20 protein-coding genes are annotated in these 21036 nt (G+C 55.3%); 13 read left to right on the forward strand and 7 right to left on the reverse strand.

What is annotated here, in order from left to right:
• Positions 1-338 precede the first annotated feature (338 nt).
• Together R2K28_RS16665 and R2K28_RS16670 are read left to right on the forward strand one after the other, a co-directional pair.
• Complete coding sequence (locus R2K28_RS16665) at positions 339-1106, forward strand: sensor histidine kinase (protein WP_316366213.1); 768 nt, start codon at positions 339-341, stop codon at positions 1104-1106.
• Positions 1107-1479: 373 nt separating this feature from the next.
• Positions 1480-2259: a tellurite resistance TerB family protein gene (locus R2K28_RS16670; protein ID WP_316366215.1), complete on the forward strand. Its 780-nt coding sequence runs from the start codon at positions 1480-1482 to the stop codon at positions 2257-2259.
• A gap of 67 nt (positions 2260-2326) precedes the next feature.
• On the opposite strand, the gene ilvC is transcribed toward R2K28_RS16670, so the two are convergent.
• The 3 genes from ilvC to R2K28_RS16685 form a co-directional block, all read right to left on the reverse strand.
• A complete protein-coding gene (ilvC, locus tag R2K28_RS16675; RefSeq protein ID WP_316369766.1) occupies positions 2327-3337 on the reverse strand; it encodes a ketol-acid reductoisomerase in 1011 nt (336 codons plus the stop codon).
• A 201-nt stretch (positions 3338-3538) separates the two neighbouring features.
• Positions 3539-4030, reverse strand: coding sequence for an acetolactate synthase small subunit (ilvN, locus tag R2K28_RS16680; protein WP_116445796.1), 492 nt, complete (start codon positions 4028-4030; stop codon positions 3539-3541).
• Positions 4030-5748 carry an acetolactate synthase 3 large subunit gene (locus R2K28_RS16685; RefSeq protein WP_316366219.1) on the reverse strand — a complete coding sequence of 573 codons (1719 nt, stop codon included), beginning with the start codon at positions 5746-5748 and terminating at the stop codon, positions 4030-4032. The genes ilvN and R2K28_RS16685 overlap by 1 nt, the downstream gene beginning before the upstream one ends.
• 198 nt (positions 5749-5946) lie before the next feature.
• On the opposite strand from R2K28_RS16685, the gene R2K28_RS16690 reads away from it, so the two are divergent.
• From R2K28_RS16690 to R2K28_RS16730, 9 genes are all read left to right on the forward strand, one after another.
• Positions 5947-6390: a DUF4124 domain-containing protein gene (locus tag R2K28_RS16690; protein WP_316366221.1), complete on the forward strand. Its 444-nt coding sequence runs from the start codon at positions 5947-5949 to the stop codon at positions 6388-6390.
• Positions 6391-6396: 6 nt separating this feature from the next.
• Positions 6397-6741: a phenylpyruvate tautomerase MIF-related protein gene (locus R2K28_RS16695; RefSeq protein ID WP_316366223.1), complete on the forward strand. Its 345-nt coding sequence runs from the start codon at positions 6397-6399 to the stop codon at positions 6739-6741.
• 583 nt (positions 6742-7324) lie between these two features.
• Positions 7325-8896 (forward strand): tetrathionate reductase family octaheme c-type cytochrome, encoded by a 1572-nt coding sequence (locus R2K28_RS16700; RefSeq protein ID WP_442871448.1) that lies wholly within the window; start codon positions 7325-7327, stop codon positions 8894-8896.
• Positions 8889-9593, forward strand: a complete 705-nt coding sequence (locus R2K28_RS16705; protein ID WP_316366227.1) for a cytochrome b/b6 domain-containing protein — start codon at positions 8889-8891, stop codon at positions 9591-9593. Before R2K28_RS16700 ends, R2K28_RS16705 begins: the two co-directional genes overlap by 8 nt.
• 293 nt (positions 9594-9886) lie before the next feature.
• Positions 9887-10261 carry a hypothetical protein gene (locus R2K28_RS16710; protein WP_316366229.1) on the forward strand — a complete coding sequence of 125 codons (375 nt, stop codon included), beginning with the start codon at positions 9887-9889 and terminating at the stop codon, positions 10259-10261.
• 231 nt (positions 10262-10492) lie between these two features.
• Entirely contained in the window at positions 10493-12205 is a 1713-nt protein-coding gene (locus tag R2K28_RS16715) for a proline--tRNA ligase (RefSeq protein ID WP_316366231.1), read from the forward strand.
• Positions 12206-12345: 140 nt separating this feature from the next.
• Complete coding sequence (gene fabA, locus R2K28_RS16720) at positions 12346-12861, forward strand: 3-hydroxyacyl-[acyl-carrier-protein] dehydratase FabA (RefSeq protein WP_116445807.1); 516 nt, start codon at positions 12346-12348, stop codon at positions 12859-12861.
• Positions 12862-12873: 12 nt separating this feature from the next.
• Positions 12874-14118: a NupC/NupG family nucleoside CNT transporter gene (locus R2K28_RS16725; protein WP_316366235.1), complete on the forward strand. Its 1245-nt coding sequence runs from the start codon at positions 12874-12876 to the stop codon at positions 14116-14118.
• Positions 14119-14356: 238 nt separating this feature from the next.
• Positions 14357-16324: a bifunctional aldolase/short-chain dehydrogenase gene (locus tag R2K28_RS16730; protein WP_316366237.1), complete on the forward strand. Its 1968-nt coding sequence runs from the start codon at positions 14357-14359 to the stop codon at positions 16322-16324.
• An 8-nt stretch (positions 16325-16332) separates the two neighbouring features.
• Here the strand turns inward: R2K28_RS16730 and R2K28_RS16735 are convergent, their stop codons facing one another.
• Positions 16333-17283, reverse strand: a complete 951-nt coding sequence (locus R2K28_RS16735; protein ID WP_316366238.1) for a hydrogen peroxide-inducible genes activator — start codon at positions 17281-17283, stop codon at positions 16333-16335.
• Positions 17284-17520: 237 nt separating this feature from the next.
• Between R2K28_RS16735 and cpdA the strand changes: the two genes are divergently transcribed.
• Positions 17521-18360 (forward strand): 3',5'-cyclic-AMP phosphodiesterase, encoded by an 840-nt coding sequence (cpdA, locus tag R2K28_RS16740; RefSeq protein WP_316366240.1) that lies wholly within the window; start codon positions 17521-17523, stop codon positions 18358-18360.
• Between the two features lie 24 nt (positions 18361-18384).
• Here the strand turns inward: cpdA and sfsA are convergent, their stop codons facing one another.
• Positions 18385-19101 (reverse strand): DNA/RNA nuclease SfsA, encoded by a 717-nt coding sequence (gene sfsA, locus R2K28_RS16745; protein WP_316366243.1) that lies wholly within the window; start codon positions 19099-19101, stop codon positions 18385-18387.
• Between the two features lie 142 nt (positions 19102-19243).
• Here sfsA and R2K28_RS16750 point away from each other — a divergent pair, with 142 nt between their 5' ends.
• Entirely contained in the window at positions 19244-19939 is a 696-nt protein-coding gene (locus R2K28_RS16750; protein ID WP_316366244.1) for a hypothetical protein, read from the forward strand.
• A 27-nt stretch (positions 19940-19966) separates the two neighbouring features.
• Here the strand turns inward: R2K28_RS16750 and R2K28_RS16755 are convergent, their stop codons facing one another.
• Together R2K28_RS16755 and R2K28_RS16760 are read right to left on the reverse strand one after the other, a co-directional pair.
• Positions 19967-20263 (reverse strand): acylphosphatase, encoded by a 297-nt coding sequence (locus R2K28_RS16755; RefSeq protein WP_316366245.1) that lies wholly within the window; start codon positions 20261-20263, stop codon positions 19967-19969.
• Positions 20256-21023, reverse strand: a complete 768-nt coding sequence (locus tag R2K28_RS16760; RefSeq protein WP_316366247.1) for an efflux RND transporter periplasmic adaptor subunit — start codon at positions 21021-21023, stop codon at positions 20256-20258. Before R2K28_RS16760 ends, R2K28_RS16755 begins: the two co-directional genes overlap by 8 nt.
• Positions 21024-21036 lie beyond the last annotated feature (13 nt).

Below are 21036 nucleotides of genomic sequence, written 5' to 3' on the forward strand. Positions count from 1 at the left end.
ACATCGATGTAACACCCTAAATTAAGGACTTAAGTTAATAAAAATCTCAAGTTATTGTGATGGCCAACGCTACATTCGAGTGAATTGCAAAGCAAATCACGAATAAAAATGTGCCTTTGAATCTTTGCAACCCGGTATAACCAGGTAAAGAACTATGACACTATGGTTCACCTGCAATTGAAAGAATAAACAATGAAAAACAAAACAGACCTGACATCAAGAATTCTTTTATATCAACTATTCTATTTTGCCCAGTTCGAGCGGCAATGGATAGATTAACTTGATGCACCATTGTACTTACTTAGGCCTGCACAAGTTAATTTTTAAAGGGAATCAGTATGCCGGTAGCTAAAAAGAATTCAGGACATGACCTCTTTTCTCATGCTCAATTGCCAGTTGTAATTAATAAAAGCTCTCAGCAACGGAAGAGCCCTGCCACTTCATCCGCATTCAATGAAGAGGAAGAGAGAAAAAGACTCTCAAGGGAACTGCATGACGGGCTGGGTCAGTTATTGACTACCATAGGATTGCAGGTACAGCAGTGTCTGGATAACTGTGACAGCACCCCTCTGTCATGCCCGTCACCACAAGAACATAAGGCCTCGTTGCAACAGATTTCAGGCATGGTGAAGGAGGCGATTGGAGAGGTCAGATCGATATGCAGCACCATTCGACCTGCTATTCTCGATGACCTGGGAGTCCTGGCCGCCATCTCTTGGCAGTGCAGACAGATCTCACGAGCATCACCTTCGTTGAACATTGTGACTGATTACAGGATAGAAGAAGACCAGATACCAACTGATTTCAGAAACGTAATCTACCGCATTGTGCAGGAATCACTGAACAATGCCTTGAAATACTCCCATGCCAACAGGATCGAAGTGACCCTCTCCTTGCAAAACGACTCGATTCATTTGAGTGTCATCGACAATGGCATAGGATTCGATCTGGCTTCCATGCATGAGACACTTGGAGTGGGATTGCTGAGTATGCGTGAAAGAGCAGCGTCGCTACAGGGCAAATTGGAAATCCGTGCCGCACATACAATCGGGGTCGAGATTCGTGCACATTTTCCGCTTAAGACAATGACCCTCTGCAAAGTTTAGTCAGTACTTACAAACCTAGTATCCCCCTCATCACACCCATACCTATAGTGGGGGATAGCCTAACCCCCTACCTGAATAAATAATCTTCCCCTTCGAACAAGTCAGGATTGTGAACTTTGATGTCACCCTGGCACGGGTGCCGCTAGAGGGTGTATTGTATATCGAGACTCTGCATGTGAGCGGCCTCGGCTTTGAATACAATCCTGGTTAGAATTACACAACGGATATAGCCGGTATCTACCCTGTTGGATGCATTTCTGCATTATTCCATAACCGCTCCAGTCCCAGCAGAGTGCATTGGATTAGTGTTAACAGGCCCTAGGGGCTATAGAAATCACCTGATCATTGACAGCTTAAAATGGGATCATGAATTATGGCTAACATAGATGCGATAAAATTGCTTGGAAGCATACTCAACAGCGGCGTTTTGTCCCGTGGTTCCGGCTCCAATATCCTGGGTTCCGTAATCGGTTCCATGATGGGAGGCGGCCAGTCCTCGTCCGGGGGTGGACTCGGCGATATCCTCGGCAGTGTACTGGGAGGCGGCGGCGCTCAGCAGGGAGCCGGTGGACTTGGTGACCTGTTAGGCGGCAACAGAGCCCAGGGGTCTGGCCAGTCAGGCGCCGGTGGTCTCACCGATCTGCTTGGAGGCCTGCTTGGCGGAGGTGCCGGCGGCGCGGGATTGGGAGGCCTGATCGGTGCCGCCATGTCTCAATTCGGCGGGCAGCAGGGCGGCCAGGCTGCCGCCCATTTCACGTCCAGCGATCACCTGCCTCAGGAAATGGACTATCAGCAGGCAACGGATCAGGCGACCCTATTGATCCGTGCCATGATCAATGCCGCCAAGGCAGACGGGAATGTTGATAGTGAAGAGCAGCAGAAGATTATCGGCAAGCTTGGCGAAGTGACCCAGGACGAGGTTGAGTTCGTGCGCAACGAACTTGCACAACCTTTGGATCTGGAGGGCTTCGTACGCGCCATACCCCAAGGGATGGAACAGCAGATCTATACCATGTCACTGATGGCCATCGATCTCGATACTCAGGCTGAGGCCCAATATCTGCACAGACTGGCCCAGGCAACCCAGATTACTCCTCAGGTCAGCAATCTGATCCACCAGAAGTTTGGCGCTCAGCCCATTTACAAAACCTAAGCTGTAGCACATCTCCAGTGACACCGGGTGCGGTGTAAACCGCACCCGGTGTCAGAGCTTGTAACGATCAGTTCTTGGACTTATCGACGATCTTTTTTATCCAAGGCATCATCGCCCTTAGCTGCCCACCCACCTGCTCGATGGGATGGGCCTCATTGAGCCTGCGATAGGCGGTCATGGAGGGATAACCGAGGGCACCCTCGGAGACGAATTGCTTGGCATATTCACCGCTTTGAATATTATGCAGGGCCTCCCGCATCGCCTTGCGGCTCTCCTCGTTGATCACCTTGGGACCGGTCACATACTCGCCATATTCCGCATTGTTGGAGATGGAGTAGTTCATGTTGGCGATGCCGCCTTCGTACATCAGGTCGACAATCAGTTTCAGCTCGTGCAAGCACTCGAAATAGGCCATCTCAGGGGCATAACCCGCCTCAGTCAGGGTCTCGAAACCGGCCTTTACCAGTTCCACGGCACCACCGCAGAGTACTGCCTGTTCACCAAACAGATCGGTCTCGGTCTCATCCTTGAAGCTGGTTTCAATGATACCGGTACGACCACCACCTATGGCTGAGGCATAGGAGAGTGCGGTGTCCATGGCCGTACCAGTGGCATCCTGATAGACCGCAACCAGATCGGGGATTCCACCGCCCTTGACATACTCGTCGCGTACCGTGTGTCCCGGCGCCTTGGGGGCAATCATGATCACATCGAGATCTTCCCGCGGCATGATCTGGTTATAGTGAATCGCGAAGCCATGAGCAAAGGCGAGTGCAGCGGACTCCTTGATATTCGGTTCGATCTGCTCACGATAGAGCTTTGCCTGAAACTCATCCGGGGCCAGAATCATGACGATGTCTGCGGCCGCCACGGCCTCTTCGATCGACTTCACTGTCAGTCCCGCATTCTGTGCCTTGATGGCCGAAGGAGAACCCTCACGCAGGCCGACGATGACACTCACACCGGAGTCCTGCAGGTTATTGGCATGGGCATGCCCCTGGGAGCCGTAGCCGATAATGGAGACCGTCTTACCCTTGATAATGCTGAGGTCGCAGTCTTTGTCGTAGTAAACGTTGATAGCCATGTTGATTCCTTCGGAAAATTATAGGTGTTGAATATGCGGAAACATTATCAGCCTTAGAGAGCTGTAATTTATAACGCAATGCACGCAATGAAACGCAAAGCGCGCAAAAGAAATTTAATTGATAACCTTTGCGACCTTTGCGTTTCTCCGCGATCTTTGCGTTATATGCTTCATTTTATTACTTGAACCACAGAATCAGAGCCCGAGCCCCTTCGATCCGCGGCCGATGCCAGAGGGACCGGTGCGTACCACTTCGATAATCAGGTCTTCGTCCACCGCCTCGATAAAGGCATTCAGTTTATTCACCGCCCCCGTCAGCTCGACGGTGTAGCTGGTATCCGTGACATCGATGATCTTGCCGCGAAAGATATCCACCAGACGCTTGATCTCCTCACGCTGGGTACGCTCCGCCCGCAGCTTGATCATCATCATCTCGCGTTCGATGTGACTCCCCTCGGTCAGGTCCACGAGCTTTACCGTATCCACCAGCTTGTTCAGCTGCTTGGTGATCTGCTCGATGATCTCATCACTGCCGCTGGTAACCAGGGTCATACGGGAGAGGCTCAGATCCTCAGTCGGCGCTACCGTCAAGGATTCGATATTGTAACCCCGTGCGGTAAACAGGTTTGCCACCCGTGCCAGGGCACCGGACTCATTCTCCAACAGGATAGATATGATATGTCGCATCAGACCAACTCGCTCCCTGGTGACAGATACATCTCATGGTGTCCCTTGCCCGCCGCAATCATCGGATAGACGTTTTCTGCGGGATCAACCACCACGTCCAGGAAGACCAACCGATCCTTGAGCGAGAAGGCCTCTTTCATCGCCCCCTCCAGATCCTTGGTCTTATCGACCCGCATGCCCACATGTCCGAAAGACTCGGTCAATTTGACGAAATCCGGCGTGACGCTCATGCCCGACTGGGAGTAGCGGCTCTCATAGAAGAACTCCTGCCACTGCCGCACCATGCCCATATAACCGTTATTCAGCAGAATGATCTTTATCGGCAGTTCATACTGCAGACAGGTGGCCAGCTCCTGGATACACATCTGGATACTCGACTCGCCGGTGACCACCGCCACTTCCGCCTTGGGAAACGCCATCTGCACCCCCATGGCGGCGGGCAGACCGAATCCCATGGTGCCGAGACCACCGGAGTTGATCCAGCGCCGGGGTTTGTCAAAACTGTAGAACTGGGCGGCGAACATCTGATGCTGTCCCACATCGGAGGTCACATAGGCATCCCCCTTGGTGACCTTGTGCAGCATCTCAACCGCATACTGGGGTTTGATCAGTTTGCTCTTCTGGTCATATTTCAGACAATCCATGGAGCGCCATTTCTCGATCTGCTCCCACCACTGTTTCAAGGCCTGTTTGTTGGGTTTGACATCACCCTCATCGACCACTTTCAGCATGTCCCTGAGCACCTGCTTCACCGGACCCACGATGGGAACATCCACCCGCACGTTCTTGGAGATGGATGAGGGGTCGATATCGATATGGATAATCGTGGCATCCGGACAAAACTGCTTCACATGACCGGTCACTCGATCATCGAAGCGGGCGCCGACGGCGATCAGCACGTCGGTCTCGTGCATCGCCATGTTCGCCTCGTAGGTACCGTGCATGCCAAGCATGCCCAGGAAATTCTTGCCGCTACCCGGGTAGGCGCCCAGGCCCATCAGGGTCTGGGTAATCGGGATTCCCAGCTTGTCCACCAGTTCGGTCAGCGGCTTGGCGGCATCGTTCAACACTACCCCGCCACCGGTATAGAAGACTGGGCGTTCCGCCTCCATCATGATCTTCACTGCTTTCTTGATCTGCCCGAGATGGCCTTTGACCACCGGGTTATAGGAGCGCATCTTTATCTTGCTGGGGTATTTGTAGGGGATCTTGATCCCCGGATCCGTCACATCCTTCGGGATATCGACCACGACCGGACCGGGCCGGCCCGTGGTGGCGATATAGAAGGCCTTCTTGATGGTCTCGGCCAGGTCTTCCAGGCGCTTGACCAGAAAGTTGTGTTTCACGCAGGGACGGGTGATACCGACCGTATCGACCTCTTGAAAGGCGTCACTACCGATCACCGGTGTGGGTACCTGACCGGTCAGGACAACCATCGGGATCGAGTCCATGAAGGCGGTGGCGATGCCAGTCACCACATTGGTCGCCCCAGGTCCGGAGGTCACCAGTACAACTCCCGGCTTGCCGGTAGCGCGCGCATATCCATCGGCGGCGTGACCGGCCGCCTGTTCGTGGCGCACCAAAATATGCTTCACGTCCTTCTGCTTGAATATTGCGTCGTAGATATGCAGCACAGCACCGCCCGGATAACCGAACACATGCTCCACCCCCTCATCTTTCAAGCATTGAACGATGATCTCGCCACCGCTAAGTTCCACCTTGAGGCCTCCAATTGCGCCGATACTCAGTTCGGACACTAAATATATAGAAACAGTGCAAAATACTAATACTACCTTTATAGGTCAAGCGGATATCCCCTCTCATTTTGTACATTCGAGTCTTCTCGTGACTTGCCATTCGGGTAACATGCTCCATAATGACCCTGATCGATGATGCATGACACAGGGATTACATCCGTGAAACAGACTTTTTTATTCGCACTTTTACTCCTATGCATAAACCCGGTTTCGGCTGAAACCTATCGCTGGGTCAACGAAGATGGCGTGGTAACCTACTCGCAAACCCCGCCACCAAACGCCGATGCGGAAACCGTGAAAATAAAAACCGCGCCTGCAACTGGTGCCAACGACTCGAAAAAGCGGCTCGAGGCATTACGTCAAAAGCTGGCTGACAGTGCCGAAGACCGGGCCCTGAAAAAGGCGCAAAAGCAGGAGCAAACTGAAATCAAGGCGGAAAACAAGAAAAACTGCAGCACCGCACGCAAGAACCTGGAACAGCTCACCGCCCTGGGGAACCGTCTCTACAAAACCGAAGACGGGTATGTGCGCCTCACCGAAGAGGATCGCCAGCAGAAGATGCAGCAGGCGCGAGAGCAGATCAAAAAATTCTGTAAGCGGTAAACGCAGATGCCGCTGCTCAAGATCACAACCAATCAGCCACTCGATCAGGATCAGGCCGACGCCTTGCTCAAGCACGCCTCCGAATCAGTTGCCGCCGTGCTTGGTAAGCCTGAGAAATATGTGATGATCAGCATCCATCACAATCCACATATGCTGTTCGCTGGCACATCCGAGGTTTTAGCCTATCTGGAGCTGAAGAGCATCGGCCTGCCGGATGATCAAACCCGGCAGCTATCCCAAGCCCTATGCCAACTCATGCAACAGCAGCTGGCTGTCCCGGCAGCAAGGGTCTACATAGAGTTCAGCGCCGCCGAACGCCATCAATGGGGCTGGAACTCATCCACCTTCTAGCGCTCGCCAGTTGCGCAAGAAAGCCCTGCATCGGCTGAGATTGATTGATTTTTATCAATAGAAACATCTATTTACACATCTAAACATTATTACTGAGCATCAATGACCGATGCTTCAACCCCTCCTTACAGTACGCTACACACAGCGTCCACAAACCTATCTCCGCAGGCTATGGGTGGCGGTCTTATAAGAAGGCTGGTGAATCAGGAAACCAATGCTTTAGAGCTATGTTGTTCCACCTTTGCAGCAGCTCTCTTGCTGGTGATCCTATTGGGAATTGTCAATGTCATGCGGCACCAAGCTGAGTAACCTGACCAAAAATTAGGGATAAGACTCCCAAACCGTGAGTCACTCAAACTCAGGTTCCTGAGTGACTCTGTATTGCTGGAAATAAGACCGGACAATGCTGTTTATGTGTCACGGTCATTAACCGTCACCACGGAAATGGAAGATGCATAAACAACCGACACTGGGTATCAGCGCCAGTATCATGGCCTGTCTGGCAGCCTTTTTACTGGGAATTTCAAACCAAGCTCTGGCCGACACCGAACACGCAGCCGGTGCCGGATCCCCCGATAAGGATATGAACTTTCGCATCGTCACGGATAACACACCGAGTATCCGCGACGATGGCGAGTCCACCGCCGACCACAGCAAGTTTGAGATCCTTGAAGGCCCCTTCGAGAACGGTCCGGAAGTGACCAAGGCCTGTCTCTCCTGCCACACCGAGGCGGGACGTCACTTCAGGCAATCGATCCACTGGACCTGGGAGTATGACAACCCGGAGACCGGCCAGAAGCTGGGCAAGAAGCATCTGATCAACACCTTCTGCACCAACGCCCGCGGTAACGAGGGAATGTGCGCCCAGTGCCACGCCGGCTATGGCTGGAAGGACGAGGCCTTCGACTTCAACGACGAGAGCAACATCGACTGCCTGGTCTGCCACGACCGCACCGGCACCTACTACAAGACACCCAACAGCATGGGTAACAAGGCCTGCTCGGTGATGTTTCAGGACAAGGAACCGATCCAGTGGGCCGAGGTGGCGCAGAAGGTCGGCAAACCCGGGCGCGAAAACTGTGGTACCTGCCACTTCTACGGTGGCGGCGGTGACGGGGTCAAACACGGCGACCTGGACTCCTCGCTGAAGTTTCCCGACAAACAGCTCGATGTCCACATGGATGCCGAGGGTCTCAACTTCGCCTGTACCACCTGCCATGTCACCAGGCAGCATCTGTGGGCCGGCAGCCGTTACAACGTCATGGCCCACGACACCGAAGGCCTGGGTCTGCCCGGGGAACGACGGGACGTGGCCACCTGCGAGTCGTGCCACAGCACCTCGCCCCACACCAACACCGAGCTCACCGGCATCAAGCTGAATGGCCATGTGGACAAGATCGCCTGTCAGACCTGCCATATTCCCAGCATCGCCCGGGGCGGAGTGGCGACCATGGTCGACTGGGACTGGCGCACCGCCGGCAAGACCAAGAACGGCGAGGGCTTCAAGGAGAAGAACTACACCCAGGGCAATGGCGCCCATCGGGCAACCTACAAATCGATCAAGGGGGATTTCACCTATGGCGAGGAGCTGACCCCCCACTACGACTGGTTCGACGGCCAGATGCTCTACACCACCATCGACACCCGGTTCGACCCGGGGCAGGGTCCGGTGGAGATCAACGGCTTCGAGGGCGCCCGCGACGACGGCCTCTCCCGCATCTGGCCATTCAAGCGCATGCATACGGTGCAGCCCTACGACAAGGGCAACAACACCATGGTCTACATGCACCTGTGGGGGGACGATGACGACTCATACTGGGGCAACTATGACTTCAGCCGCGCCATCAAGGCGGGCATGCAGAAGAACAGCATCCCCTACAGCGGTGAATTCGGCTTCGTGGAGACCTACTCCTTCTGGCCCATCACGCATATGGTGGCACCCAGCGAGGATGCCCTGGGATGCGCGGAATGCCATAGCCGGGACGGCCGTCTGAACCAACTTGAAGGCTTCTACATGCCGGGCCGTGACAGTTTCAAATGGCTCGACATTCTGGGTTATCTCGCGCTGGGTGGCGCACTGCTGGGCGTGCTGTTACACGGCCTGATGCGCAAGCTCTTCAGCCTGAGAAACGGACAGGGGGCAGACCATGAGTAGCGATAAAAAAATCCACCGGGAACGGGGCAGTTTCAAACAACGGGGCGAGAAGCACTATGTAATGCTCTATACCCGATACGAACGTTTCTGGCACTGGTCCCAGGCCCTGCTCATCTTCACCCTCTTCTACACCGGCCTGGGGCTGCATGGCCTACATGATTGGCTCGATTTCCATTTGGCGGTCACCATTCACACCTATGGGGCATTGGCATTGATCGTATTGTGGATGTTCACCACCTTCTGGAACTTCACCACCGGTCAGTGGCGCCAATACCTGTTCAAGGAGGGGGTGATGAAGGTCATCCGCTTCTACGCCTACGGTATCCTGGTGGGAGAACACCATCCCTACAAAAAGGGGCTGCAGCGCAAGCAGAACGCCTTGCAGTCCCTGGCCTACATGAGTTTCATGCTGCTGATCGGCCCCGCACTCTGGTCTTCCGGCATCGTCTATCTGCTCTACGATCTGTGGAGCGGATACAACTGGTCGGGTCAGGGACTCACACTGATCGCCTTCGTCCACACCGCGGCGGCCTACCTGATGGGCACCTTCGTGATCATCCATGTCTACATGACCACCACCGGCAAGACGCCGATGCACTATATCAAGACCATGATCACCGGTTACGACAATATCGAGTTGACTGAGGCGGAGAAGGCCTATATCGAGGAGACCCACTCGGTTTCGATCAAGGACTGAGACCTGTGGTTTTTATAACGCAAAGGGCGCAAAGAAACGCAAAGCCCGCAATGACTATAAATTAAAAAACTTAGCGGCCTTTGCGCTTCACTGCGAACTTTGCGTTATAAGCCCCTTCAGACCCATGCCCCCACAGCGCGGTCGACACCAGAAGTAAGGTAATAATACCAGAATATGCTTATTGACTAATAAATAACCCTGCGTATAGTAGTTGATTACGAATTACACTGTCCCGCTTGAGAAGCCAATTGGCCTGATCCGGCCCCATCCTTACCTAGACAAAAGACATCACGATGAAGTACCTGCGAACCCTGCTTGCCGTCACCCTTCTCTTCACTACTCCCCTTGCAAACTCAGATGATGTGGTGATCGATACCCCAATGGCCGCCACCACTGTGCATTTCGCGGACCGTTACGCGAGCATCTTCTACATGCAGGGTGAAGAGAGCTACAAAGTGATCCTGGCCTTCCCGACCGGCAAGGGTAAGCACGAACAGCTGGTCAGGCAGTCGCTGTATCTTGCCGACGGGCAAAGCTACCAGCTCTCCATCGGGGGCTACGGCATCAACGAACAGGCATCCACTATCAGCATAACCCGCCAAAACGACCATATTCTGGCCGACATAGTGACCTGCGAATCCAGACAGAACATGGCGAAATGTATCTGATCAACACCGGAGGCTAAGGTCCGCAGACAGTTCCCAATACTACCTCGGTCGCGATCGGGTAGTTGATCTATCGGTGCGGCAAGCCGCACCCTACATTTTTTTGTTGCGATTGGCGTCCATTCACGACTTGTTCAGGGTGTGTAATATCGCACCGGAACCCCATCTCCCCGTGACCCGCCACCCGAAGCGGGATAGAATCACGCTTTTTTACTATCAGGCAGAATCATCCCAATGCGTACCTCCCAGTTCCCCCTGCACACCGTCAAGGAGACCCCCGCCGACGCCGAAATCGCCAGCCACAAGCTGATGCTGCGGGCCGGCCTGATCCGTAAACTGGCTGCCGGGCTCTACACCTGGCTGCCCCTTGGCCTGCGGGTGCTGCGTAAGGTGGAGACCATCGTACGCGAAGAGATGGACCGGGCCGGCGCCCTGGAGCTGCTGATGCCGACGATCCAACCCGCCGAGCTGTGGCAGGAGTCGGGTCGCTGGGAACAGTACGGCGCCGAGTTGCTGCGTCTGCACGACCGTCACAACCGGGACTTCTGCTACGGCCCCACCCATGAGGAGATCATCACCGACCTGGCGCGCAACGAGCTACGCAGCTACAAGCAGCTGCCGGTCAACTTCTATCAGATCCAGACCAAGTTCCGTGACGAGACCCGCCCCCGCTTTGGTGTCATGCGCGCCCGGGAATTTCTCATGAAAGACGCCTACTCCTTCCATCTCAATCAGGCGTCCCTGCAGCAGACCTACGATGTGATGCATGAGACCTACTCCCGCATCTTCAGCCGTTGCGGCCTTGATTTCCGTCCGGTTGCCGCCGACACAGGCAGCATCGGCGGTAGCGGCTCCCATGAGTTCCATGTTCTGGCCGCTTCCGGAGAGGACGCCATCGCCTTCTCCACCGGGAGCGACTACGCCGCCAATGTGGAGCTGGCCGAGGCCATCGCTCCTGCCGGCGAGCGTCCGGCCCCGTCCCTGGAGATGACCCTGGTCGACACCCCCGATGCCAAGACCATCCAGGACCTGGTGGAACAGTTCGATCAGCCCATTGAGAAGACAGTGAAGACCCTGGTGGTGAAGGCAGCCGAAGAACAGAAAGCCGAGCTGGTGGCCCTGCTGGTGCGTGGCGACCACGACCTGAACGAGATCAAGGCCGACAAGCTGCCCCAGGTGGCCTCACCCCTGGAGTTCGCCGAGGAGGCGGAGATCCGCGCCGTCATCGGCGCCGGTCCCGGCTCCCTGGGACCGGTCAACCTGCCGATCCCCTGCATTGTCGACCGCACTGTAGCCAAGATGGCTGACTTCAGCGCCGGCGCCAACCAGGACGGCAAGCACCACTTCGGCATCAACTGGGGACGCGACCTGCCTGAGCCTGCCGAGATCGCCGACCTGCGCAACGTGCTTGAAGGCGACCCCAGCCCGGACGGCCAGGGAACAATCACCATCGCCCGTGGAGTCGAGGTGGGGCACATCTTCCAGCTGGGCAAAAAGTACAGTGAGGCCATGAACGCCACCGTGCTCGATGAGAACGGCAAGGCCACGGTGATGACCATGGGCTGCTACGGCATCGGCGTGAGCCGGGTAGTGGGCGCCGCCATCGAGCAGCACCACGACGACAAGGGTATCGTCTGGCCTGCCGCTCTGGCCCCCTTCCAGGTGGCCCTCTGTCCCATGAAGATGGGTAAATCCCAGCGGGTCAGGGAAGCGGTGGAGAGACTCTATGACGAACTGACAACAGCGGGTATCGACGTGCTTCTCGATGATCGGGATGTTCGACCCGGCTTTATGTTCGCCGATATGGAATTGATCGGCATCCCTCACCGCATTGTGGTGGGTGAGAAATCCCTGGACGAGGGTAAGGTGGAGTACCGGGGACGCCGGGAGAGCGAGAACAGTTTCATCCCACTTGACGATATTGTCGGGTTTATACTGGATCGGTGAAGTAGAAATAAAATCGTTTATGACTTTAACGACCGCCGCATAGAACGGGGACAGGGATTTGACAGCTTACCGCTGAAGCGGGGAAACTATGCCGCTTTCGCACCCACACCGGGGTGATTCAACAAAGAGGCAGAACCAAGATGACCAGACAAAACACTTACAACCGCGATGAGCTGTTGAGTTGCGGCCATGGTGACATGTTTGGTCCGGGGAATGCCCAGTTGCCGACCCCCAATATGCTGATGATGGATCGCATCATCAAAATCACAGATGACAGCGGGGAGTTCAATAAGGGTGAAATCCTCGCCGAGCTCGATATCCAGCCCGATCTCTGGTTCTTCGACTGCCATTTCCCCGGGGATCCGGTAATGCCGGGCTGCCTCGGCCTCGATGCCATGTGGCAGATGGTGGGATTCTTTCTTGCCTGGATCGGCAATCCGGGACACGGTCGGGCGCTGGGTGTCGGCGAAGTCAAGTTCACCGGCCAGGTTTTGCCTACCGCCAAGCAGGTCACCTACCACATCAACATCAAACGAGTAATCGCCCGCAAGCTGGTACTGGGTGTGGCAGATGGAGTGATGAAGGTGGATGGACGGGAGATCTATTCCGCCAAGGACCTGCGTGTCGGCCTGTTCACCTCCACCGACAACTTCTGATCCCAACGGCCGATGGCCATACTGCAGGGATTGACCGGTCTGTTACTCTTCCCTCTGCTGGCTTGGCTGATCAGCGAAAACCGCCAGGCCTGCAACTGGCGCGTACCGGTTACCGGGCTGGCCCTGCAGCTGATCATCGCCATTCTGTTACTCAAGATCTCGCTGTTTCAAACCCTGTTCATCCAACTCAACCAGGCCCTGCTGGCCCTGCAGCAGGCCACCCAGGCAGGCACCAGTTTCGTCTTCGGCTATCTGGGGGGCGCCGAATCCCCTTTTCTGGAAAGTGATAGCGGCAGCAGTTTCATTCTCGCCTTTCGCGCCCTCCCCCTGGTGTTGGTGATCAGCGCCCTCTCCGCCCTGCTCTTTCACTGGCGCATACTCCCGCTGGTGGTGGGATTCTTCTCTCGACTGCTGCAGAAAAGCCTGAATATCAGCGGCGCCCTGGGCCTGGGTGCGGCGGCCAACGTGTTTGTCGGTATGGTGGAGTCACCCCTGCTGATCCGCCCCTATCTCAACAGACTCACCCGTAGCGAGCTGTTCAGCCTGATGACCCTGGGCATGGCGACCATCGCCGGCACCGTGCTGGTCCTCTATGCCAGCCTGCTCGAGGGGGTGATCGCCAATCCGATCGGGCATCTGCTGACTGCCTCGTTGATCTCCGCACCCGCCGCCGTGATGATCTCCCGGCTGATGATACCGGAGACCCAACCAGGCACGGCAGGCGAGTTGCTGGAACTCCAATCCGCCAACAGCAGCATGGAGGCGATTACCCATGGGACCATCGAGGGACTCAAGCTGCTGGCCAACATCATTGCCATGCTGATTGTGCTGGTCGCTCTGGTCAGCCTCCTAAACCTGATACTTGGGCTGCTGCCGAATTTCGTCGGAGAGCCGCTGAGCCTGCAACGCCTGCTGGGGTGGTTGATGGCCCCGATGGCCTGGCTGATGGGCATACCCTGGTCGGAAGCGGTCACAGCCGGTTCACTCCTGGGCACCAAGACGGTGCTCAACGAACTCCTGGCCTACCTCGACCTTACCAACCTGCCTGAGGGTAGTTTGAGTGAACGCAGTCGCCTGATCCTCACCTACGCCCTGTGTGGATTCGCCAATTTCGGCAGTCTGGGTATCATGCTCGGAGGCCTGGGATCCATGGTGCCGGAACGCCGCAGTGAGATAGTATCCCTGGGCATGAAGTCGATCGTTGCCGGCACCCTGGCCACCCTGCTCACCGGCACGATCGCCGGATTGGTATTGTGAGGGTTTCTGAAAGATTGCTTTATAACGCTAAGGGCGCAATGAAACGCTAAGCACGCAAAGGGATTAAGTCGAACTCACAGTGACAATTTGAATTAAACATGATGCAACAACCACCTGCGTCACTACTCAAACAAAACAATCTGGCTCGGCGAAATATTAAAAATCCTTCGCGATCTTTGCGTTTCATCGCGCCCTTTGCGTTATATTCTTCATAAGAATTCCATCAGAGGATCCATCAATGAAAAGCCTGTGGAACGACAACGAAGCCGCCAACTGTGAAAGCGAACTGGCGCTACGTGTCTACACCTCCCGCCTGCTGGGCTCAGATCCTTCATTAGTGCTGCATGGGGGTGGCAATACCTCGGTCAAGATCAGCGAGAAGAACCTTTTCGACGAACCGGAAGAGATCCTCTATGTAAAGGGCAGCGGATGGGATCTGGCCAGCATCGAAGCTCCCGGATTCACCCCGGTTCGCATGGACCATCTACTCAAACTGGCCCAGCTAGACACTCTCAGCGACAGTGAGATGGTCAATCAATTGAAGACCCACCAGACCTTCGCCAGCGTACCCACCGCTTCTGTGGAGGCGATCCTGCACGCGGTTCTGCCCTATAAATATGTGGATCATACCCATGCGGACGCCATCGTAACCCTGACCAATACGACCCAGGGGGAGCAGCTCATTCGCCAGCTCTACGGGGAGCGTGTGGTTGTGATTCCCTATGTGATGCCCGGCTTTGATCTGGCAAAGTCTGTGGCAAGGCTGTTTCCCTGCAGTGCCAATCAAGAGACCATTGGCATAGTGCTGATGAATCATGGCCTGATTACCTTTGGCGACGACGCGCAGCTCTCATATGACCGCATGATCCAACTGGTGGACGAGGCGGAATCCTATTTACAGCAATCGGGAGCCTGGGAGCTCTCTATCCATGGCGAGGAGCATAAGGCTCAACCCGATCTACTGGCCGATCTGCGCAAGGAGATATCCGATGTTGCAGGGTTCCCGGTCATTATGCAGAGCCATCGCGGTCAGTCCGAGCTGGGATTTTGTCAGCGACAGGACCTGGCAAAGATCTCCCAGCGTGGACCTGCCACACCGGATCATGTGATCCGCACCAAGCAGTTGCCCATGCTGGGCAGACGCACCATAGAATACGTCGCTGACTATCAGCGCTATTTTGAACAGCACGCCCCCGCTTCCAGAATCCCGGTGGAGATGCTCGATCCAATCCCGAGAGTGGTACTCGATGGGGAATTCGGCATGCTCACTATCGGCAGAAACTGCCGCGAAGCGGGCATCGTGGCCGACATCTACCAGCACACCATGACAATCATTCAGCGGGCGGAACTGCTGGGGGGCTGGCAGGCCCTCCCGACCCAGGCGATTTTCGATGTGGAGTATTGGGAGCTGGAGCAGGCAAAACTGCGTAAAGGCAACCAGCCTCCCCCCTTCCAGGGAGAGGTGGCGGTTATCACCGGTGCAGCCTCAGGGATCGGCAAGGCCTGTGTCGGTGCATTGCTGAGTCGGGGTGCCGCCGTTGTCGGATTGGATAGATCCCCTGCCATTGTGGAGCAGCACGATAACCCTGGTTTCCTGGGTGTTCACTGTGACATCAGCGACGCGGATGGGGTCGAAGCGGCACTTGAGCAGGCGGTGTTGCATTTCGGCGGCGTGGATATGCTGATTCTGAACGCCGGCATTTTTCCCGGGGGATGCCCGGTATCTGAGCTGGACGATGAGCTGTGGCGTCAGGTCATGGGGATCAACCTGGATGCGAACCTGGGCCTGTTACGCAACTGCCACCGCTACCTGAAACGGGCGCCACGCGGCGGTCGGATCGTGGTGATCGGATCAAAAAACGTACCGGCCCCGGGACAGGGGGCGGCCGCCTATTCCGCATCCAAGGCGGCATTGACACAACTGGCCAGGGTGGTTGCATTGGAGTGGGCGAGTGACGCCATCCGCATCAACACACTCCATCCTGATGCGGTTTTCGATACCGCCATCTGGACAGAAGAGGTCTTGGCGACCAGGGCGGAACACTATGGAATCAGCATTGCAGAGTATAAAAAACGCAATCTGTTGAAGTGTGAAATCAGCAGCAGAGATGTGGCCGAACTGGCCGCGGAACTATGTGATGAGCGATTCAGCAAGACCACCGGGGCGCAGATTCCGGTGGACGGGGGCAATGACCGGGTGATTTAGGGCCTAGTCTAACCCACCGCAAGATGGGCGGGTTCAGAGACCAGACTCACCCCATGCAACTGGCAGGTGCGAATCGATTCCCAGAGTAGATTCACCGCCTGGGGACGAGGAAAACTCTTACGCCAGGCGAGGCCGATGCGGCGCTGCGGCGACTCCACCGCCAAGGGTCTGGTGGTGAGCAGATCCCAGCGCAGATATTCAGTACCGATCGCCGTATCGGGTAGTACCGTGATACCGATCCCGCTGGCTACCATGTAGCGAATCGTCTCCAGGGAGCTGCCTTCCAGGTTCTCCTGCAGATTCGTATCCCCATTGCCTTTGTTCACGCAACCGGGGCAGATCTGTTTGACCTGTTCACGAAAGCAGTGCCCCTCTCCCAGCAACAGGACTTTCTCCTCCTGAAGCTGCTGGATTGAGATTGACTCGAACGCGCTCAGTGGGTGCTGCATAGGTAGTAGCACAGAAAAGGATTCATCGTAGAGTGGGCGGGTAACTATACCCGGCTCATCAAAGGGGTAGGAGATAACGATGACATCCAAATCCCCTTGCTTCAACTGTTCGGTCAGTATGCTGGTGTAGTTTTCCCGGATGACCAGGGGCATTCCGCTGGCCAATTGTTTTAGTTGCGGCACCAGGTGGGGAAACAGATAGGGACCGACCGTATAGATGGCACCCACCCGCAGGGGGCCCTCCAATTGATCCACGCTCTGGCTGGCAAGTTGGCGGATCATGCCTGCCTCCTCCAACACCCGCTGGGCCTGGGTGACGATACGCTCGCCAGCGGCAGTCAGGCTCACCTCCCCCTGACCTCGCTCAAACAGGCCCACACCCAGCTCCTCTTCCAGCTTTTTCACCGCCACACTGAGGGTGGGCTGGCTCACATAGCAGGCCTCCGCCGCATGCCCAAAATGGCGTTTCTGGGCCACTGCCACCACGTATCTAAGTTCATTCAGTGTCATAACCTATAGTGTAGCCGCTGAGATAGAAAAAACTAATCGGCTTGAAAAATGTTAACGCCTCAGCAGAAATCGAAGGAGAATATGGAATAATCCCTAACCATTGGGCAAAGAAGTAAAAAATTGGATTTTGCTTTAGCAAATCCTGATCTAATATTATGGCAACATGACAAGGGTCCTGATGGGGCGTGGAGAACTAAATTGCTCGTCAGACTAAAAAACAGAAAATCGGACCGTTCTATGGGTAGCAGTCCTGACAATCAACCAGCGAATTTCAAACGACTCCCTGTAGAAGGTCTCAACCTGCTGCAACTCACGGATAGTCACCTCTATGCAGACCCCTCCCGCTGTCTGTTGGGGATTAATACGCTGGAGACCTTTGATCAGGTGCTTGCCCAGGCACTGCAGGAAAGTGGCACCCCTGACTTCATTCTGGCCACGGGTGATCTGGTACACGATGCCTCTGACACAGGCTACAAACGGCTGTTCGGCCGATTACAGCTGACTGAAATCCCCACCTACTGCCTACCGGGTAATCACGATATCCCGGGGAAGATGAAACAGATCCTGAACCAGGACAATGTGCACACCATCCCAAGTGTACAGGCTAAAGGCTGGTCACTGATCTTTCTCGATTCGACCATACCCAATAGCGATGGTGGACGTATCGATGAGAACGAACTGGAACTGCTAGAGGTGCTGTTGCAGTCCCACCCCGACAAAAACACCATGATCTGCATGCATCACCATCCCGTGCCTGTGGGCAGTCGTTGGATGGACACCATGGTGCTGGAGAATCCGGACGCCCTGTTTAAATTGATCGGCGCAAACCCCCAGGTCAAGGCACTCCTCTGCGGCCATATCCATCAGGCATTCGACACGGAGTACAGAGGTGTGCGTTTGCTGGGCACACCATCGACCTGCGTACAGTTCATTCCCCGGGTCGACGATTTCGCCATCGACGCCATACCGCCAGGCTACAGATGGATGAGCCTGCAGCCGGATGGCACTATTCAAACAGGGCTTAATTTACTCCCCAAAATCCCTTCGGGACTCGATCTCGCTTCCATGGGGTATTGATCGGCGGCCGGCAAAGGGTGTCGATTATCGCTCCAAGACCACCTTGACGGAGGATTTCACCTGCATGCTGGCCTCACCATGCTCAATCCGCAGCGCCAGGAGCTCTACCCCCGATTCGCGAACAACCCGGCGCAGGGTCTCTCCATACTCAGGGTCAATCTCGTCAGCCGGGTGGAAGTAGTCACCCTCTGGACGGTTCAAGGCATAGACCATAACCCCCCTGCAGCCTTGTCCGCAGGCATCCGCCAGCAACTGCAGGTGTTTGCGGCCCCGCAGGGTCACCGCATCGGGAAAAGACAATCCTCCACCCTGGTATAGGGTCACGTTCTTAACCTCCACCCAGGCATCGGGGGATTCACCCTCGCTAAGGTGAAGATCGAACCTGGCCCGCTCACCATCCCGATGCTGATATGTAACTTCTCGACGGATGGATTGGTAACCGCTCAACTGGTCTATATAGCCAGCCCTCACCGCCTCTTCAATGACCGGATTGGTACGGCCTGTGTGCACCCCAATCCAACCCTGACCCATATCGACTCTTTCCAGGGTCCAGGCTAGCTTTCGTTTTGGATTATCGCTATAGCTGATCTGTACCGGCGCACCAGGCTGCCAACAACCAAGCATGCTGCCGGTATTTGGACAATGGGCGGTAACCACCTCGCCATTGGCTAATTCGATATCCGCGAGAAATCGCTTATATCGTCTGAGGATTATTCCATTGGTAAGCGGTGGTAGTTGCATAGGGTTGGTGTATTATTTCATTATGACGGTTTTGTGGCGGTTCATGGTAGACCCACTTGGCCACTCCACACATATAACACAATCAAAAATCGTAGTTTCAAAACTTCGAAACAGACGACCAATGCAGGCGAGGGAGCTGAAAATGAACTCCAAGGTATGGTTAATATTAAGCAGCATTTTATTGATCTCAACCCATCTACAGGCAGACGATTCCGGCTATGGTAACCGCCAATTTACCTTTAATCCGGGGAATGGGATGGGTGACATGTTCAACCCGATGCGTAATTTCTTTGGAGGTTCCAACAGATACTCAGATGACTATTACAACCACCCCTATGCCCCACCGACTGCCTATCCACCAGGCTACGGATATCCAGGCGCTGCCTATGGATACCCCCCTGTAAACCCAGCCTATCCACCCCAACCACAAGTCGGTGGCTATCCATCATTCCCGCCCGTACAGCAGCCACAAGCGCCAACAACCGATAAAAAGGGTTCTCAGACGCCGCCCCCTGCGTATAGTCATCCCACTTCAAATCAACCTGTGTATGGGGAGCAATACCGCTTTCGACCCTTGGAGAGTAGCGAACCAGCAGCGATTGAGAGGCCACGAGATAGCGCTACGGAGAGAGCGGAATATGCTTCACCTCCTGTCCAGCAACAGGCTCCGGCGCCTATAAGCTATCCGTCATCACAGCCACAGGCGGAACAGGCCTCAATCCCCCGCAGCAGTCATGCCATGGAGCAGAGTTACAGTCCAGCCATTGAGCCAACGGCTGGTACGCAGCAGGGTCAGATGAAATTCAGACCCCTGGATCAACCGGGCTATTCGGAATAGTTGAATGGGAAGCAAATGACGCTAGGCTCAGGCAACGCTAAAGCCTTGATATTCATGATAATGGATTGTTTCGCAAGAGACGCCTGTCACATTCGCCCCAGCAGGGCCTTTGCTTAACCAGGCCTGCAGGGCCTCGATTGCCTCCACACTACCACAGGCAACAACTTCGACCCGGCCATCAAGGAGGTTTCTGGCATAGCCTTTGATGCCCAGCTGCTGGGCCTCATGTCGCGCTGATGCCCGGTAGAAGACACCTTGCACCCGTCCCGCCACATGGCAGCGAACACAGATCTTGGTAGCACCGTTGTCAGCTCGCTCACTCATCTTTCAGCCTCACTACAGCCTTTTCACCGGCACGAATCATGATATCTGAGTCGGGGGAAAACACCACCTCAAGCTGATATCTTGAGCCGTTGGCATCCGTTGCTATGGGCTGCATACCCAAGCTATGGATTGTGCCATCCAACCATTGTCCACGCAGCCCCACCTGAACCGTCATACCTGGCTTCTTGCCAATCACCGAAGCATCATCAATTTCAGCAATTGCCTTCATGGAACTGCTGTCGACCAGTGTCAGCAGGGGCATCGGCGCATATCGATTGATGACTGCCTGGCCTGGCTGTACGTGAATAGACTCCACGACACCGTTAAACGGCGCTGTGATTCGACTGTACTCCCGTTGCAATCGGATAGTGACCAGCTTGGCTTCAGCTTCACGATAAGCCGCATCCGAAGTTGCCGCGGCGATTTCCGCCTGTTTGCGCTCATGATCCGAGAGCAGGGTTCGGTCGTAGAGTTCCAATGCCCGGTCCAACTCTCGTTTCGCCTCTTCGTTCTGCTGGGATGTGGCCTCGAGGCGTGATTCCGCGGCCGCCAGCCTTGACTGATACCTCCGCTGATCCAGTTCCAGCAGCACCTCCCCACGCTTTACAGAAGCTCCGACCTCCACATTGATCCGGCCCACCATACCGCTGACCAGGGTGGTCAGCTCAACCCGGTTCTTCCAGTCGGTAACGGCCTCCAGGTCCCGGGCGAACAGCTGTCCAGTGAAAAGCAGACAGATAATTAGCGTAACCCTTAGCATTCTTCTCCCCCCC

It is taken from the genome of Candidatus Thiodiazotropha sp. CDECU1 (assembly GCF_963455295.1).
Lineage (GTDB): Bacteria > Pseudomonadota > Gammaproteobacteria > Chromatiales > Chromatiaceae > Thiodiazotropha.